Raw genomic sequence first — 16,853 nt, 5'->3', positions numbered from 1 at the left:
TTGACCGCTTTTCCAGCGCAATGCCGGGTTCCCAAAAGTCCTCTTTTTGTTTTCTCAGGCTCTCTGACAGGGCTGAAGACAATAATTTTTATTATTACTAATATGCAAAGCAGTATTCCGTGAAAAAGCGCCCTATCCCCACGGTGGGGATAGGGCGCTTCTCTATAGCAAATATGCGTTCTACCAGATAAAACGCTTCTTACTTGCCGCTCATGGCGCGCGCGGCGGCCTTCTTGCGGTCGGTCGCGTTCAGCAGGCGCTTGCGCAGGCGAATGTTCTTGGGCGTAATCTCAACCAGCTCGTCATCGGCGATATACTCCAGCGCCTCCTCAAGCGAGAAGGTGCGCGGCGGAACGAGCTGAACCGCGATGTCCGCCGTGGAAGAGCGCTGGTTGCCCAGGTTCTTGGTGCGCGCGATGTTGACGACCATGTCACCGGGCTTGGAACGCTCGCCCACGATCATGCCCTCATAGCACTCGGTACCGGGCTCGACGAACAGCTGGCCACGTTCCTGCAGCGTGCCGAGCGCGTAGGCCACCGCCTTCTCGGTCGTCATGGAGATCATGGCGCCGTTGTTGCGGTTGCCGATCTCACCAGCATAGGGACCATACTCAAGGAAGGTGTGGTAGAACACGCCCTCGCCGTGGCTCACGTTCATGATGCGGTTCTTCAGGCCCATGATGCCGCGCGTGGGGATGCGAAACTCGATATGCGTCACGGTGCTGCCCGTCTGCATGTTGGTCATGGTGCCGCCGGCATTGCCGAACACCTCGATGACCTTGCCCGCGTACTCGTCAGGGCACTCGACAACGGCCTGCTCGATCGGCTCCATGCGGTTGCCGTCCTCATCCTTCTTGATCAGGACGCGCGGACGGCCGACCTGGAACTCAAAGCCCTCGCGACGCATGGTCTCCATGAGCACGGACAGATGCAGGATGCCGCGGCCGGAAACCTCGACGCCGCTCTTGTCGGGCAGCTCCTCGATACGCATGGTCACGTTGTTCTCGCGCTCGTTGAACAGGCGCTCCTTGAGCTGACGGGCACCGACGATATCGCCGTCGCGACCCACGAGCGGGGAGGTCGACGCCTCGAACACGATGGACAGCGTGGGCGGATCGATCTCGATCGGGTCGAGCTCCACGGGGTTCGCGGGGTCGGTGTACACGTCGCCGATGTCGGTGGAGTCAACGCCGACCACGGCCGCGATGTCGCCCGCGCCGACCTCGGTGCACTCGGTGCGGCCGAGGTAGTCGAACGTGAACAGCTGCTTCACGGTCGCCATGGCGCGCCCGCCGTCGTTTTTGACCACGAGGATCTGATCGCCGGCATGAATGGTGCCGGAGTACACGCGACCGATACCGATGCGACCCACGTAGCTGGAGTGGTCGACCGTCACGCACTGCATGGCCAGGGGGCCGTCGACGTCGACGTCGGGCGCCGGCATGTCGTCCAGGATCATGTCGAGCAGCGGGTACATGTCCATGTTTCCGTCTTCGGGATCAAGGCGGGCGAAGCCGTTCATGGCGCTCGCATACACCACGTGCTCCATGGCGAACTCGAGCTGCTCGTCGGAAGCGCCCAGATCCGCCATGAGGTCGAGGCAGTCGTTGTACGCCTTCTCGGGGTTGGCGCCGTCGCGGTCGATCTTGTTGATGACGATCATCACGCGCAGGCCGCAGTCGATGGCGTGACGCAGGACAAAACGGGTCTGGGGCATGGGGCCCTCGAACGCATCGACCAGGAGCAGGGCGCCGTCGGCCATGCGCAGCACGCGCTCGACCTCGCCGCCGAAGTCGGCGTGGCCGGGCGTATCGATGACGTTGATCTTCACGCCCTTGTACTCGATGGAGATGTTCTTGGCAAGAATGGTGATGCCGCGCTCGCGCTCCTGGTCGTTGGAGTCGAGCACGCGATCCTCGACCTGCTGGTTGGCACGGAACGCATCCGTGGCGCGCAGCAGCTTGTCGACCAGCGTCGTCTTGCCGTGGTCGACGTGTGCGATGATGGCGATATCCCTCAGGTTATCAACGCGCATATGTCCCTCTTCCTCACTGCAGCACGCATGCCCAATCGGTGGGCGTGCGATATTCTCGGTAATCGGTTTGAAAAAACGTATATATAGTAGCGGACCTTAGAAGAGCGCGGGCTCTTCACCTGCAGGTTCAGGGTCGCTCCACATAAAGTTGTCTTTGGCGCCAACGCCGTCGTAGAGCACGTAGGCCGAAAAACCCGTCGCAAGCCCCCGCTCGTAGAAGCTCACGAGCACCGCGTTCTCATAGGCGCCGTCGATCTCGACGCATCCGGTGCACGCAATCGCATAGCGCTCGAGCTTGCCCACGCCGTCGCTGGACACGCCGTGCGCCGCATGCTCGGTCACAAACGCCTGCGCGGCGCTCAGGCAGGCCTCCTCACCGTCATCGGTGAAGACGACCTCGTATCGGTTGCACGCCTTGTCCTCAACGCACACGACGACTCCCGGATCATCACCCTCGGCGAGCGCGTCGAGGAACATGCCGATCACATCGCAGGTCATCTCGTCGAGCTCGGGTGAGACGGTGCTGGTCGTCTGGTTGTTCTGGGGCATCGCACGCATCCTCTCGCGCAGGCAATCGTATGGTCTAACCGTTTATTCTACCGCGTATCCCGGTCATGCTGCACAGGGCGGCAATCAAACCCGCAGGTTACAGATTCGCCGCATCTTCAGCGATCTTGCGAGCGGCGTCGCGCGTCTGGAGCAGCTCGCGCGAGCGCTTCTGCAGCGCATCGACCTGGCTGGACAGTATGACGGCATCGATGACGCCCCACACGGCAACCATCGAGGCGATGGAGCCGATCGTCGCCCCGAAGCCGCCGGCAAAACGCATCCGCAGGCAGACGAACGCGACCACCGCGGCCACACCGGCCATGACAAGCATCGACCGGCGCCGCTCGCGCATGGTGCGCAGCTGCGCCACCACCGAGAGCCGCGCGGTCTCCGCGGCGTTTGCGCGTGCCGTTGCCTCGAACGCGATCGATGCAGGAGATGAGGCATGGGCGGCAGACGGGCGGCGCGCCGAGGGCCGCGCCCCCTTGAGCAGCACGTCGCGGGCCTCGTTGATGGCGCGCATCTGCTGCTCGGCGCGTTCGCGAAGACGCTTGTTGTCGCCGTACTTGTCCGGATGGAGCATCTGTGCGAGCTCGCGATAGGCGGCCGCGATCTCCTCGCGGCCGGCACCCGTCGACAACCCGAGCACGCTCAGTGCCTCGTCGCGCGTCATGCGTCCTCCTCGAATACCTATGAAAAGACCCCGTCGCCGGGGTCTTTTACATACATATGGTGGTGGGCCGTTAGGGGTTCGAACCCTAGACCTTGGGATTAAAAGTCCCCTGCTCTGCCAGCTGAGCTAACGGCCCGCGAATGGCATTGTACCACGTCGGCCGCACATTACCGCCCACGTTGGCATGCGAGGCAAACTACTCCCAGCTCCACTGGCCGTTCACGAACACGGGGATCTCCGTGCCGTCGGCGCAGACGCCCATGATATCGAGGTCGTCGGTGCCGATCATGAAGTCCACGTGGGTGCTCGAAGTGTTGACCCCGCGCTCGCGCAGCTCCTCAGTCGTCATGCCGTACCCGCCCTCGTAGCACTCGGCGAACCCGATACCGAGCGCCAGATGGCAGCTCGCGTTCTCGTCGTACAGCGTGTCGTAGAACAGCATCTCGCTTTCGCGGATGGGCGTGTTCTTGGAGATGAGCGCGACCTCGCCCAGACGGCAAGCGCCCTCGTCGGTTGCAAGGATGCTCGTGAGCGCGTCCTTGCCGATCACCGCGTCGTAGTCAACCACGCGGCCGCCCTCGAAGCGTAGCCAGAAGCGATCGATCTTGTTGCCATGGTGGATGAGCGGGAGCGCGGAGTACACGATTCCGTCCGCCTTCTCGCAATCCGGCGAGGTGAACACCTCCTCGGTCGGGATATTCGGGAAGAACGGGTGGCCGTCCGGCGTCTCGCCGCAGCCTCCCGCCCACAGATGGCGGTCAGTCAGACCGACCGTCAGGTCCGTGCCGTTATCCGCTGTGTAGTGCAGGGCGACGAAGCGCCTCTCGTTCAGGAAGCGCAGGTTCTTCTCGAACGTCGCGTTGTGCAGCTCCCAATCGCTTTCGGGATCCGCGCCGTCAGCACGCGCGACGGACAGGATCGCGCACCACAGGCGATAGATGGCGACGTCGTCCGGCACGCCGGGGAACACGTGCTTCGCCCATGCCGCGACGGGAGCGCCCGCGATACACCAGGGGTTGATGTTGAAATCGAGGCCGCGGCGGAAAGAGCGGCACTGGGTGTTGCGGGCCTTGGAGGCTGCGGCGGGCTTTGCGGGATCGATGCCCTTGAGCGCCTCGGGGTCGGCGCCCTCGACAAAGATGAAGCAGGCTCCCGCCTCCGCGAGCGAATCGAGCTGGATGCGCTGCCACTCGGGCGTCTGCTCGAAATACGCGGTCTCGACGTTCTCATAGGTCATGCGCGTCACCGCATCGTCATTCCAGATGACCGTCACGTGGCCGGCTCCAGCCGCGTAGCCGTGCTTGACAAGCAGGCGCACGAACTCGCAGGTCTCCACCGGCGCCTGGACCACCATCTCCTGACCGGGCTTCACGTTCACGCCCGTGCGCACAATCAGGTTCGCGTAGCGATCGATCTGCGGTGCGAGCGCCTTGATGCCGGCACGGGCCTCTTCGGCGGTCAGCTCGGCTCTATCCATGGTTCCTCCTATCAATCACGCGCACGCGCGGGCCCAAAAAAGGGGCACGTCGCGCTCAGGCGACGCACCCCATATTCCATCCATGTTGCCGACAGGATGCCGGCCCTTGTGCACGTCGCCTCCGGCGCAGCTACTTCTTTTTCTTGGCCTCGCGCTTGGCGCGATCGGCGGCAGTGGCCTCTTCGATCAACGCGATCTGCTTGGCCTCGGACATGCCCTCGGCACGACGGCGGGCGTCGTTGCGCAGCGGGCGGATGCGCACGATATCGTAGATGAACGCCGCGATGATGCAGACGTACGCGATGACCAGGCCCACGATCTGGACGGGCTGGGCGATATCGGCAGCACCGGTATCGATGCCCAGCAGCACCAGCCACACGGCCAGCGTGGCGACCAGACCCACGGCAAGCAACACCCAGAACACCCTGCGCCGGCTCTTGTAGTCGGGCTCGCCTTTGAGAAGCTCGTTCGAGACCGCATAGATGCGATCCTCCTGAAGGCGCTGCTCGCGCCTGCGGGCGCGCTTCTCCTCGCGGGAGAGGCCCGCCAGGGACTCGCCGCGCTCGGCCTGCTTGCGCTTCTCCTTGGCGGAAGCCGGAACGACGCGCACAGACGAAGCGGCCGCGCGCGCCGGCTTGGCGGAACCTGCCGACTTGCGCGTGAATCCGGTCATGTCGCCGGACTGCTGCGCCTGGCTACGCTTGTTCATGGGGTTGCGGGTACTCACTTACTTGTTCTCCTTCATGGACCTGAACGCGGTGCCCGTGATGATCTCATAGGCCTCGCGGTATTTGGCCGAGGTCTCCTCGATGACGTCGGCGGGCAGCTGCGGCGCATCGCCGGTCATGTCCCAGTTGGCGAGCAGCCAGTTGCGCAGGTACTGCTTGTCGTAGCTGGACTGGACCTTGCCCTCTTCGTACTCGGCGGCCGGCCAGAAGCGGCTGGAGTCCGGAGTCAGGCACTCGTCGATCAGCGCCACCTTGCCATCGATCAGGCCGAACTCGAACTTCGTGTCGGCGATGATGATGCCGCGCGTCGCCGCGTAATCGGCGGCTGCGGAGTAGATCTTGATGGACAGGTCGCGAAGCTGGCTGGCGATGTCCTCGCCCACGATGTCGCAGCAGCGCTCGTAGGAGATGTTCTCGTCATGGTCGCCGATATCGGCCTTGGTGGAAGGCGTGAACAGCGGCTCGGGGAGCTTAGAGGCCTCGGTCAGGCCGGCGGGCAGCTTGATGCCGCACACGGTGCCGTCCTGGTCGTAGGTCTTCTTGCCGCTGCCGGTCAGATAGCCGCGGACGATGCACTCGATCTTGATGGGCTCCGCCTTCTTGACGAGCATGGCGCGGCCGGCCAGATAGTCGCTGTAGTCGGCGAACTCCGCCGGGAAGTCCTTCACATCGATCGAGACCACGTGGTTGGGGACGATGTCGACGAACTTATCGAACCAGAACGCGGAGATGCGGTTCAGCACCTCGCCCTTATACGGAATCTCGTTCGGCAGAATATAGTCGAACGCCGAGATGCGGTCGGATGCAACCATGAGCAGGTTGTCGCCGGCATCGTAGATATCGCGAACCTTGCCCTGGGAATCCGGACGACGCTCCATCGAAGTCACGCTGGTCAACTCCTTAACCTAGATATACGTTCTCCCACACCGGAGGTGCCGATGTGCAACTGGCCTGCTCGGAGCGGCAGAAACTCGCCCGCACGGGGCGGGCGCGAGTATCTCCTTGACCGGCAGGAGCACAGTCTAGTGTTTCATTGTACTTGAAGGCGCTTCGGGTGCATGCTCACGCGGAAGATGAATCGTAAAAGTCGTACCCTTTCCAAGTTCCGACTCCACGGAGATGAACCCGTGATGGCGCTCGACGATCTGCTTGGTCACCGCAAGGCCGACACCCAGTCCGCCCGCTTCGCGCGCACGGCTCGCATCGGCGCGCCAGAACCTTCCGAAGATGCGCGACAGATCCTCCTTGGCGATGCCGATACCCGTGTCGGCAACCGAGATGAGCACGTCCTTTCGGTCGAGCATGACCGACGCGACCACCCAGCCGCCCTCCGGCGTGTAGCGCATGGCGTTGGAGAGCAGGTTGATGATGGCCTGCGTGATCATGTCGGGATCGATCTCGATGGTGGCGCCGCGGCCACCCGTCTCATCGGCAAAGCGAAGGCGCAGGTCGCGCTGGACGAACAGCTGCTCTTGGGAATTCACGATGTTGCGCGCGAGCGCGACGACGTCCACCGGCTCAAGGTTGAGCGGGGCCGTGCGGTTTTCCATACGGGAAAGGTCGCGCATCTGCTGCACGAGACGTGCCAGGCGGCGCGTCTCCGATGCGACCGTCTCAAGGTGCTCGGAATCGGTGGGATAGACGCCGTCTTGCATGGCCTCGACGGTGGCGAGCATGGCCATCAGCGGCGTGCGCAGCTCATGGGCCACGTCCGACGTCAGGCGGCGCTCGTGCTTCAGGTCCTTCTCAAGCGAGGTGGCCATCTCGTCGAACGTCTCGCCCAGCTGGTCGATCTCGTCGTCTCCGCGCATGGCCGTGCGCGCGGACAGGTCGCCGTCTCGGATCTGCTTGGCCGTGCCCGTGATGCGGCGAATGGGCTTCACGAGGCTGCGCGACACCAGAAGACCGACGAGCAGCGCAATCACCACGGCCACGAACGCGGCGATGACCATGGCGTTGAACGTACGATCGCGAAACGCCGCATCGGCCTTGGTGAGCAGCACGTCGCTGCCCATGACCCACAGGCGCACCGAGCCGACGTTCTCGCCGTCGCTCGTGACGATCTGCTCGGTCACCGCGCCCTCGGCATCGGTCGGCGCCGTGGACACCAGGCTGTGCGCCTGCGCGGGCCAGCTCTCGTCATCGCTCTCCTCGCCGGAGGACCCTTCTTCCCTGAGGCGCTTGAGCTCGGCGGCGACCGGGGCGGCGGGCCACGTGTCGTCGTACAGGATGGTGCCGTCGACATCCATCACCTGCAGGCCGATATCATCCGATGTCATGGTGGAGTCGCTCAGTGAAGCCAGGTCGGAGAGGCTCCACGAGCCCTTGGTCTCATAGATGCTCGCAAGCTTCTGGCTCGTGAGCTGTGCGATCTCGGTCACGTTGGCGCGCGTGTACTCGGAAAACACGCCGCCCCATACCACCGAGACCACGCAGACCAGGATCAGCACGGTCATGAGCGAGGTCAATGCGAACGAGAGCGCCATGCGCGTGCCGTAGCTCATGTGCGTGCGGGAATCGGAACGAGGCGTGTTCCAACTCGCGCGGGAACTCGCCTCGGTGTCCTGTTTATTCTTCTGTTCGGTAACCAAGCGTGCCGGAAGCATTACTTGCTGGCGTCCTCATCTTTCTTGGGTTGCTGCGGGGCCTCAAAACGATAGCCGACACCGTGCACGGTGAACAGCCACTTGGGTTTCTTGGGATCGTCGCCCAGCTTGGCGCGCAGGTTCTTCACATGGCTGTCGATCGTGCGCTCGTAGCCCTCGAAGTCGTAGCCCAGAACCTTCTCGACCAGCTCCATGCGGTTGTACACGCGGCCCGGATGGCGGGCGAGCGTAGTGAGCAGCTTGAACTCGGAAGCCGTGAGGTCGACCTCGCGGCCCTCAACCAAAATCTTATGGCCGGAGATGTCGATGACCAGATCGCCGAAGTCGAGCACCTCGACCTGGGGCTCATCGGCCAGATGCGTGCGGCGGAACAGCGCGCGCACGCGGGCCACGAGCTCGCGCGGCGAGAACGGCTTGATGAGGTAGTCGTCGGCGCCGAGCTCCAGGCCGATGATGCGGTCCTCGACCTCGCCCTTCGCGGTCAGCATGATGATGGGCACGTCGGAGGTGTCGCGGATGGCACGGCACACGCGCTCGCCGGAGAGCTTGGGGAGCATGAGGTCGAGCACGATCAGATCGAACTGATGCTTCTCGAACTCCTCGACGGCAGACTGGCCGTCACCCACGCCGACAACCCAATACCCCTCGCGCTCGAGATAAGCGGCCACAGCATCACGAATTGCCTTCTCGTCTTCGACTAGCAGAATCTTTCTTGCATCCGAAGCCATTTCAGGCCCCTTTCTTCTCGCGTCCGGGACGTATTCGTTCATTCTAACGCACATTGTGCTCATTGCTGATTATGTGCACGCCAACATGCCCGTCAAATGACGAGCGCCGGCGGTTGCAGTACATTATTCCCACTGAGCCGTATTTCTACCAGGAGACATCATGGCCTACCAAATTCGCACCGCAACCCCAGCGGACGCCGAGCGCCTGCTCTCGATCTACGCACCGTTTGTGACCGATACCGTCGTGTCCTTTGAGTTCGAAGTCCCGAGCCTCGATGAGTTCCGACGCCGCATCGAGGCAACCGGCAAAGACTTCGCCTACCTCGTCGCCGAGGACGCCGAATCCGGCGACATCGCGGGATACGCCTACTACTCTACGTTGAGGAGCCGCCCGGCATATCAGTGGGCAGCCGAGACATCCATCTACCTCAATCCGGCCCATCAGGGCCGCGGGCTGGGGTCCACCCTGCTCCACAAGCTCGAGGAGCTCATGGCCGCGCAGGGCATAGCGCTCGCCGTCGCCTGCATCACATCCGAAAACACGGGGTCGATCGCGTTTCACGAACGCCTGGACTACCGCATCTGCGGCACATTCGACAACTGCGCGTTCAAGCTCGGGCGCTGGCTTTCGGTCACGTGGATGGAAAAGCAGCTTCTCCCCTGCGACGCGGCGCCCCGGCCGCGAGGCCCGCTCTCACCGGAAACCATCGCCTCGATCCTCGCATAGCGTCCGGTCGCCCGGATGGGTCCTTTGGGGACAGGTGCGTTTTTGTCGACGACATGTCGTCGACAAAAACGCACCTGTCCCCAAAGGACCCATCCGGGCCGCGCTACAGCTGGAATACGCGGGCCACGACGCTTTCGGGAATGCCCTGCGTATCCTTCGTGGTGGCATAGGTCACAAACAGGTCGCACGTCCCCTCGCTCGCAGGATAGTCCCCGTAGTCGAGCGAACGGTCCGGACAGGCCAAGACCGCGTAGGTCTGCGCGTCCGTGTCGATCATGCAGTGCGACGCGCGCGTCTTGATGAGATAGCGCGTGCCCTTGCCCGCCGGACATGCGGCCGGCTCGCGCGCGACATAGACGTAAGGGCCGCCCTCGCGGCCGATGAACGTGCCCATGTTGCCGAGGATGCCGCTGCCCGAATAGCTCGCCTCGATGGCGAAGGCGAACGAACTCCCCATGTAGACCGCCTCGAAGGGGCGAACGCCCGCCGGCAGGACCAGTTGATCGATCTGACGGAAATTGGAATCGCTCAGGTCGACTGCCGTCATGCCGTAGTACGTTCCCTCGTCGGCGCGCACGCGCGGCGAGATCGTGAGCACGTTGTCGCAGACGCGCGGATGCGTGGCGAAGCGGCCGGGGGACTCCCAGACCTCCTCGCTATCGGAATCGCCAACCGACCAACGGTAGCAGTGGCTCGCCTCAGTGGTCTTCGAACCGTTGGTGCTGGGCATCTTCTGCCAATAGACCGTCGAGCCCACCGCCGTGAACATGGAGGGTTCCCAATCGGAATCGCCCTGGTCGAGCTGCTCGGGATCTCCGGTCAGCTGCCCGTCGGCAAATCCCGCCGCCAGCAGCACCCAGGTCAACGACGAGTAGTCGACCTCGAGCCATGCGAACACGCCCGATCCGCAGCGAACGTCGTGGAAGTTGTAGCGGCGGCCGCGCGTGGCGGAGCTCACCAGCGTGACCAGGTTTCCCGATGTCAGCGACAGCACGCCGACGGTGTTGGGAGAGGCTGCCGACTCAGGTGCCATCATCGCCGCCGACCAGACGCCGTCGCTATGGAACAGCAGCGTTCCGAGCGGCAGCTGCCACGTGGCGATGTTGTTGAACTCGCCCGAGACGTCCGAGTATTCGTCGAGCGCGTCGATGACCTGCGACTCATCGTCGACGATCTGGGGCTCCCCGCTCTCATCGGTATTGTCGTTGCCCGAGCAGCCGCCCATGGAGACGGCTGCGGCGGTGGCCGCGGTAGCAGCGGCGCCGCCTATAAGAAAGCGGCGCCTCGTGATTCCGTTCTTGCCGAACAGCTTCATGCACGAGCCTTTTCGGCCGCCTCCGTCAGGGCATGCGTGAGCTGGTCGGCACACGACGTGGGGCGCGGGCCGCACGTGTTGCCCTTCAGGATGTCGACGATCCTGGCGACTGGCTGACCTGCCACCAGCTTGGAGATCGCCTTAAGATTGCCATTGCAGCCGCCCTCGAACGACACATGGTCGATGGTCGAGCCGTCGTCGGTCAGGCTGACATGGATGGCACGGGAGCAAACGCCGTGCGGAGTGTAATCGTAGTTGATCATAGGTAATATCCCCTCTTCGTTCGTCTGCGCACCATTATATGGGCGCGTCTCGAAGCGAAACCGGGAAAAGCGCCCGCAGCGCCATTTCCCCAGCCCCTGCACAGAAAAGGGACGGGCCGTGCGGCCCGTCCCTCAAAACATGCGTGTCACTGCAGGCGGCTACTCGCCGCGCTCCTGCTGAACCAGCATCGGGGTGGTCCAGCCATCCGGCACGCCGCCCGTCTTGCCATCGCCCAGCTCCATGACGACCCAACCGTCAGGCACGCCGCCTTCGCCTTCCCACGCACCGACCTGGTGGCAGCTCGCGCACGTGAAGACGCTCTGGTCGTGCATCAGGTGGCAGGAGTTGCACTGCTGCACGCCATGGTAGGTGCTGTGCGGGTCGAACGGGTAATCGGCCGTGGAGGACTCGGTCGCGCCCGGCATCACGCCGCCGCCCGTGTGGCAGCCGCTCTGCAGGCAGAAGTCATTCGAGAAGACTACCTTCTCGAACGGCTCGCTGTAGCTGCCGGCAAGCTGCGCCTGGGTCTGGTGCATGGACTGGGACAGCGTCTGCTCGTGGCAGCCCAGGCACTGGTTGTTCACGGCGGAAGCATGCTGGTAGGCAAGGCTCGTCGAGTCGTTCACGAACGAGTCGTAGTACTTGCCCATCGTGCTGTGGCAGATGGTGTCGCAGAACTGCGGGGTCGCGCGCCATGCCCAACCGGCAACGCCCAGCACGGTCACGACGACGACCGCGGCGATGACGATGGGAAGGCGCTTGCCCTTCCAGCTCTTCTTTTTCTTGGGAGCCTGCTCGGGGGTCTCGGTCCCCGCGGTCTCCTTGATCTCGTCAGCCATTTCTATCTCCTCTCGGGACCGAGCCCTACGCGTTCAGCGCCGGGTTGTCGCCGCAGTACTTCTCGAGCACATGGTCGTAGGTGCGCGTGCGCTCGTCATATGCGGCGCCGCCCTCGGTAAGCAGTCCGAGCTCCTCGAGCTCAGCCTCCTGATCGGTGAGGCCCAGATCCTCCAGGCACTCCTTCGTGGGGCAGCCGAGCTTCTCGTCCCAGCCGAAACGCTTATAGAGCATGGTGAGGGCGCTATCCCAGTCCTCGCGCTCCATCTTATCGGTGCCGGCGGTGAACGGCTCGATGTCCGGATCCTTGGTGAACGGCCAGTCGGTCATGACATCGTGGACGCCGCGGAAGTCGTTGCAGCCCATGTTGCCGTCCTTGTCGAGCATGCCGCGGGCGGTGCTGCAGCGCTGGAGCGTCATGACGCGCTCGCCGGCCTTGTACAGGTCGTCGATGGTGACCTCCTGACCGGTGACCGCGGTGTAGAACTGCGCCTCGAGATCGAGGTCGCCGCGGTAGCTGCGGTCCTTGTCGGGGGCCATGGCCATCGGCCACACCCAGTTGCACAGGGTCAGGCAGTCATGCAGGACGTCGGTGACGATGCTCCACCAGGCGAACTCGGCCTTGGCCTCGTTCATCGGGGTGTAGTTCTTGTCGGCGTCGACCGCGCCCTCGCCCCACATCTCGGCACCCATCTCCTTCTTGAGGTCGATGGGCAGGCCGCAACCCTGGAAGTTGACGGCGGAGTGGATCATGTCGTCGCGGTTGAAGACCATGTTGTACAGGCCGCCGACCTGGCCGAAGCACTCGATGGCGTGATGCACGGGCCAGCCGCGATAGTTGATCAGGCAGGAGCGGGAATCGTCATACCACTTGGCATCGTTCCACTTCTCCGTCCACACGAGCGGGCCGTGGCCCAGCCAGGCGATCGGCTTGTTCTCGGTGTCGTTGGAAGCGATGTCGGTCAGGATCTTGATGAACGGCGTCGGATCGCCCGCCATGATCTTGTCAAAGCCGTACTCGGCGAACTGGTCGCCCAGCTCGCGCTCGAGGATGCCGTCCACGTAGGTGTGGGCCAGGTCGCGATAGAGCTGCGCGTAGTTGCACCACAGGCCCAGATCGTCGACGACAGCCTGGATGAGCAGGTTGTAGAGCACGGACTGCTCGGTGAGCGCGCCGTCCTCCGTGGTGGTGCCGGGCACCTTCATCATGCTCTGCATATAGGAGGAGAACGGGAAGTTCGGCACGCAGGTGTTACCCATGGACTCGTAGCCGGTCTTCTCGAGGATCTGCGGATGCTTCACCTGGGCATAGCAGCGCACGGGGCAGCCGTGGCAGCCGGCCATCTTGACGGTGTACTTCTCGGCCTCGGGACCCAGGTCCTTGGTCGACTTCATGCAGCGGTAGCCCATGGTGTTGGGCTCGTGCGGCTTGGGCTCGCCGGTCTCGATGGCGCCGCCCTCGGCGGCAGCCCAGTACAGGCCCTTCTTGGCCGTCCAACGGGACCCCTTGTCGTAGTACTCGGCCCACGACTGCTGGGTGGAGGGCACGACGTGGTTGTTGTTGGAGCCGATGACCTGGTCGATCATGTAGTCGGACAGGTCGGCGACCATCTGCGGGTCGGCGACGTTGACGCCCTTCGTGCCGCGCACGACGACCGCCTTGACGTTCTTGGCGCCGAGCACCGCGCCGAGGCCCGCGCCCGCGGAATGGCTGCGGGTGTTGAGCACGCAGGCGTAGGGAAGCAGGTTCTCGCCCGCAGGGCCGATGGCGGCCACGCACACGTCGACGCCGTGCTTCTTGCACAGCGCCTCGTTGGTCTCGCGGGTTCCCTTGCCCCACAGCGCGGAGGCGTCCTCGATCGAGATGTCGTCATCGTCGATTAGGATGTAGACGGGCTTGTCGGCCTTGCCCTCGATGATCAGGCCGTCGTGGCCGGAATACTTGAGCTTGGCGCCCAGCTGGCCGCCGCAGTGGCTGTCGACGACCAGGTGGTCGGTCGTGAAGGTGGACAGCGTGGCCCAGGTGGAGCGACCGCCCAGCGGCACGCCCGCACCGGTCAGCGGACCGACGGCGAGGACGACCTTGTTCTCCTCGTCCATCCAGTCGACGCCTGCGGGCACCTCGTCATACATGATCTTGTTGGCGAAGCCCATACCGCCGATGTAGTCCTTCTGCATCGCCTCATCGGACTCTTCGGTGATCTCGCCAGTCGAAAGGTTGACACGGGCGATCCAGCCCATCCAACCGTAAGAGACGTTATCAGCCATTACGTTTCTCCTCTACTTACGCGATCTTGCCGCCGGCAATGAAGTCCTGCTCCTCGCTGACGAGCGGAAGCGGGTTCTCCTGGCGGGTCGGACCGGACGAATGGTTGACGTCTTCCCACTCAACCAGTTCAAGGGCTCCGTTGGGGCACTGCTCGGCGCAGCGGCCGCACGCGATGCACTTGGCGGACCTGTTGGTCTCGGTGTTGATGACGGGCATGTGCCACGGGCAGGCCGCCACGCACGCGCCGCAGCCGACGCACTTGTCGGTGTCGACCTCGCGCACGCCGTTGTCGTTGGTGATGATGGCACCGTGCGGGCACGCGGTCTGGCACAGCGCGGTGGTGCACATGTGGCAGGTGCGGATATTCCACTCCATGGAGTAGTAGATGCCGTCACCGCTGCCGAGCTCGCTGCCGTACTGGAACCCGTCGTTCACGTGGATGCGGGCGGCGGCAGGCTGCGACTTGCCGTCGTTGAGCAGCGTGCAGCTCATCTCGCAGCGCTGGCAACCGGTGCACTTGGCGCGGTTGATCTTGAGTACATGGGACGGGGTCGCGTAATAGTCGACCTTTCCCTTCGAGCTCGTCGGGGCGGCTGCAGCGGTATCGGGCAGAAGCCCGAGTGCCGCCATGGCCGCGACGAACGCTCCCGACACCTTCACGAACCCGCGACGGGTGAAGAAGGAGTCGAGATGGTCCGCGCCGGAGCCCACATGCTCCAATGCGGTGTTCCCTTTCATAGTCCCCCCTTTACGACCACAGGCCGAACGCGTAGGACGATCGACCCACTATTGAAACGTGTGCGGCGAAACACACCTTTCTCTTCGATGATATTGTGCCGTCAAGGCCTCACATTCCATACCCTGCTTGCGGGTAATTTGGTCAACTTGTCACCTCATGGTCCCCGTACCTGTCACCTGTTACAGGGTATAGGAGCGTCATCTCGGCATATTCGCACGTCAATAGGGTGTGCGGAACGGGCTGTCAACGTTTTACTCATAGGTGAGATATCGCGTCGCGCACCCTTCGTATCATCCAAAAACAGGCGTTGAGGGGCGTGGCGGCGGCATGCGGAGCGCTTCGGCAGACGACTGCACCACACCGCGCCAGAAGGGGTGGATGGCGCGATCGTCCGCACCATCCACCCCCGTGGCACCAAACTCACCGGCTGGCGATGCTCCTACTCGATCTCGCCGCACGCCCTCATGTAGGCATCGACGCGAAGGTCGCGCAGCGAGCAGTTCTCGGTCATCAGGCAGTCGACCGACATGCTCTGACACGCGAACAATCGGTCCAGCTCCTCGGTCGATGAGCCCTTGACGCGCAGGTAGTAGTCGCCGATAACGGCCTTGACGGCGCAGGTCGCCAAGATCAACGTGTACAGCTTGGAGCTCGGCACGCCTCCGAGACGCTCCCGAATCTCGTCCTTGGTGATACCGAGCGCCTCGGAAAACGTCTTGCCCGGCAGCATCTCCGCCAAAGCGGCCGCGCATCCGATGGCGGCAAGGCATCCGTGGCTCCTGAAACCGACTGCACCAAATGACTCAGTCTCAGGATCGATCACGGCAAACAGCTGCATCTGCACCGTGCCGCGCTTCTCCTTGCCCACGCTGCAGAAGGCATTCGCCTCGTCGGGAATGCCTCCGTTCGGCGTATCTGCGATCAAGTCGAGCAGCTTATCCGAATACTCGGTGATCGGCGCATCGTTTTCAATCTGATACATGTCGGGAGTACGCAGAAACGGCGTATCCTCCGTCAACCTCATCTTTGCCATGAACCTTCCCCCTTGTCTCCAGCATGGCGGTCCCGCAAAAAGCTGCAGAACGCTATGGATTCATGCCGCGCTCCACACCGTACCATTCCGCCAGGGCCTTGCCCTGTGCGTCAGACAGGTACAGGTTGGAATAAAAGTACGCCTCTCCCCTGCTCGTGCGCGTCATGCAGATATCCGCGAACGCCCCAGACGACTTCACCTGCTCGTACACGTCGAGCGTCTTGGATACAGGCCATAGATACGGCACGTTCATGAAGATGTCCGCGGCGACCGGACGCGGATAGACCCTCGATTCCGACCGAACCACGTCCACAAAGGTGGCGATATCGCTATCTTCCGCCGTCTGATAGAGCGCATGCGCGTAGCTATGCGACATGAGCGCCTTGGAATACAGGTAGATTCCCTTTTTACCATAGATGAGCACGATGTCCGACACGTCGAGGTCGGGCAGCTCCTCTTCATCCGTTATCTGCCGATCGCCCAGCTGCACCTTCAGCGGTCGAGGAGCCGTGAGCTTGCCGATCGCCGGGGCGTCCTCGGCATGGTCGTGCTGCTCGATATACAGCAGCATCTGCTCCTCAAACGCGCGGGCGTCCATGCCCTTCGGCTGGAACGCCATCTTCTTCCAACGGGACGTGCGCGTGAGCTTCCCCTCGTACGACCGTTGGCGAATGTCGGCGAGGGCGTCGTCCATCGCGTATATCATCTCGTTGCGGGCGCGACGCCTCTCTCGCTCCTCAACGGACAGCTCGCCATCATCTTGCCCCGCCTGCTGAAGGCATTCCTCGCCAGCGGCATGCGACATGTCAGATGACTGCTTCGAAATGGCCGCATCGGGCTTCTGCTCCACATTCTCCCCCTACAAATTGATAT

Annotated in this window: 16 protein-coding genes and 1 tRNA gene; 1 reads left to right on the top strand and 16 read right to left on the bottom strand. The window is 63.3% G+C overall.

What is annotated here, in order from left to right:
- Window positions 1-199: 199 nt before the first annotated feature.
- From typA to B5F74_RS06270, 9 genes are all read right to left on the bottom strand, one after another.
- Complete coding sequence (gene typA, locus B5F74_RS06310) at window positions 200-2,035, bottom strand: translational GTPase TypA (RefSeq protein ID WP_087200931.1); 1,836 nt, start codon at window positions 2,033-2,035, stop codon at window positions 200-202.
- Between the two features lie 96 nt (window positions 2,036-2,131).
- Window positions 2,132-2,584 carry a hypothetical protein gene (locus tag B5F74_RS06305; RefSeq protein WP_187119114.1) on the bottom strand — a complete coding sequence of 151 codons (453 nt, stop codon included), beginning with the start codon at window positions 2,582-2,584 and terminating at the stop codon, window positions 2,132-2,134.
- Window positions 2,585-2,681: 97 nt separating this feature from the next.
- Entirely contained in the window at window positions 2,682-3,257 is a 576-nt protein-coding gene (locus B5F74_RS06300; protein WP_087200930.1) for a J domain-containing protein, read from the bottom strand.
- 60 nt (window positions 3,258-3,317) lie between these two features.
- Window positions 3,318-3,393 (bottom strand) — tRNA-Lys (locus B5F74_RS06295).
- 60 nt (window positions 3,394-3,453) lie between these two features.
- Window positions 3,454-4,734: an aminopeptidase gene (locus B5F74_RS06290; protein ID WP_087200929.1), complete on the bottom strand. Its 1,281-nt coding sequence runs from the start codon at window positions 4,732-4,734 to the stop codon at window positions 3,454-3,456.
- 130 nt (window positions 4,735-4,864) lie between these two features.
- Window positions 4,865-5,461, bottom strand: a complete 597-nt coding sequence (locus B5F74_RS06285) for a hypothetical protein (protein WP_066830646.1) — start codon at window positions 5,459-5,461, stop codon at window positions 4,865-4,867.
- Window positions 5,462-6,340 (bottom strand): phosphoribosylaminoimidazolesuccinocarboxamide synthase, encoded by an 879-nt coding sequence (locus B5F74_RS06280; RefSeq protein ID WP_087200927.1) that lies wholly within the window; start codon window positions 6,338-6,340, stop codon window positions 5,462-5,464.
- A 144-nt stretch (window positions 6,341-6,484) separates the two neighbouring features.
- Complete coding sequence (locus B5F74_RS06275) at window positions 6,485-8,068, bottom strand: HAMP domain-containing sensor histidine kinase (protein ID WP_087200925.1); 1,584 nt, start codon at window positions 8,066-8,068, stop codon at window positions 6,485-6,487.
- Window positions 8,068-8,796: a response regulator transcription factor gene (locus B5F74_RS06270; RefSeq protein ID WP_066830656.1), complete on the bottom strand. Its 729-nt coding sequence runs from the start codon at window positions 8,794-8,796 to the stop codon at window positions 8,068-8,070. The genes B5F74_RS06275 and B5F74_RS06270 overlap by 1 nt, the downstream gene beginning before the upstream one ends.
- A 160-nt stretch (window positions 8,797-8,956) precedes the next feature.
- Here B5F74_RS06270 and B5F74_RS06265 point away from each other — a divergent pair, with 160 nt between their 5' ends.
- Window positions 8,957-9,523 carry a GNAT family N-acetyltransferase gene (locus B5F74_RS06265; RefSeq protein WP_087200923.1) on the top strand — a complete coding sequence of 189 codons (567 nt, stop codon included), beginning with the start codon at window positions 8,957-8,959 and terminating at the stop codon, window positions 9,521-9,523.
- 103 nt (window positions 9,524-9,626) lie between these two features.
- On the opposite strand, the gene B5F74_RS06260 is transcribed toward B5F74_RS06265, so the two are convergent.
- The 7 genes from B5F74_RS06260 to B5F74_RS06230 form a co-directional block, all read right to left on the bottom strand.
- Complete coding sequence (locus B5F74_RS06260; protein WP_087200921.1) at window positions 9,627-10,838, bottom strand: hypothetical protein; 1,212 nt, start codon at window positions 10,836-10,838, stop codon at window positions 9,627-9,629.
- Window positions 10,835-11,101, bottom strand: coding sequence for a TIGR03905 family TSCPD domain-containing protein (locus tag B5F74_RS06255; protein ID WP_066830662.1), 267 nt, complete (start codon window positions 11,099-11,101; stop codon window positions 10,835-10,837). Before B5F74_RS06255 ends, B5F74_RS06260 begins: the two co-directional genes overlap by 4 nt.
- Before the next feature lie 159 nt (window positions 11,102-11,260).
- Entirely contained in the window at window positions 11,261-11,941 is a 681-nt protein-coding gene (locus tag B5F74_RS06250; RefSeq protein WP_066830664.1) for a cytochrome c3 family protein, read from the bottom strand.
- Window positions 11,942-11,966: 25 nt separating this feature from the next.
- Window positions 11,967-14,207, bottom strand: a complete 2,241-nt coding sequence (locus tag B5F74_RS06245) for an aldehyde ferredoxin oxidoreductase (protein WP_087200920.1) — start codon at window positions 14,205-14,207, stop codon at window positions 11,967-11,969.
- 16 nt (window positions 14,208-14,223) lie between these two features.
- Window positions 14,224-14,946 (bottom strand): 4Fe-4S binding protein, encoded by a 723-nt coding sequence (locus B5F74_RS06240; RefSeq protein ID WP_087200918.1) that lies wholly within the window; start codon window positions 14,944-14,946, stop codon window positions 14,224-14,226.
- Window positions 14,947-15,386: 440 nt separating this feature from the next.
- Window positions 15,387-15,980: an iron-sulfur cluster assembly scaffold protein gene (locus B5F74_RS06235; protein WP_066830671.1), complete on the bottom strand. Its 594-nt coding sequence runs from the start codon at window positions 15,978-15,980 to the stop codon at window positions 15,387-15,389.
- Window positions 15,981-16,032: 52 nt separating this feature from the next.
- The gene (locus B5F74_RS06230) at window positions 16,033-16,830 is read right to left on the bottom strand and encodes a hypothetical protein (RefSeq protein WP_087200916.1); all 798 of its coding nucleotides are present in this window, start codon (window positions 16,828-16,830) and stop codon (window positions 16,033-16,035) included.
- Window positions 16,831-16,853: the final 23 nt, after the last annotated feature.

It is taken from the genome of Collinsella sp. An271, assembly GCF_002159695.1.
Lineage (GTDB): Bacteria > Actinomycetota > Coriobacteriia > Coriobacteriales > Coriobacteriaceae > Collinsella > Collinsella ihumii.
The sequence above is the reverse complement of the archived record's forward strand: the minus strand, read 5'-3'. Positions and strand labels throughout refer to the sequence as shown.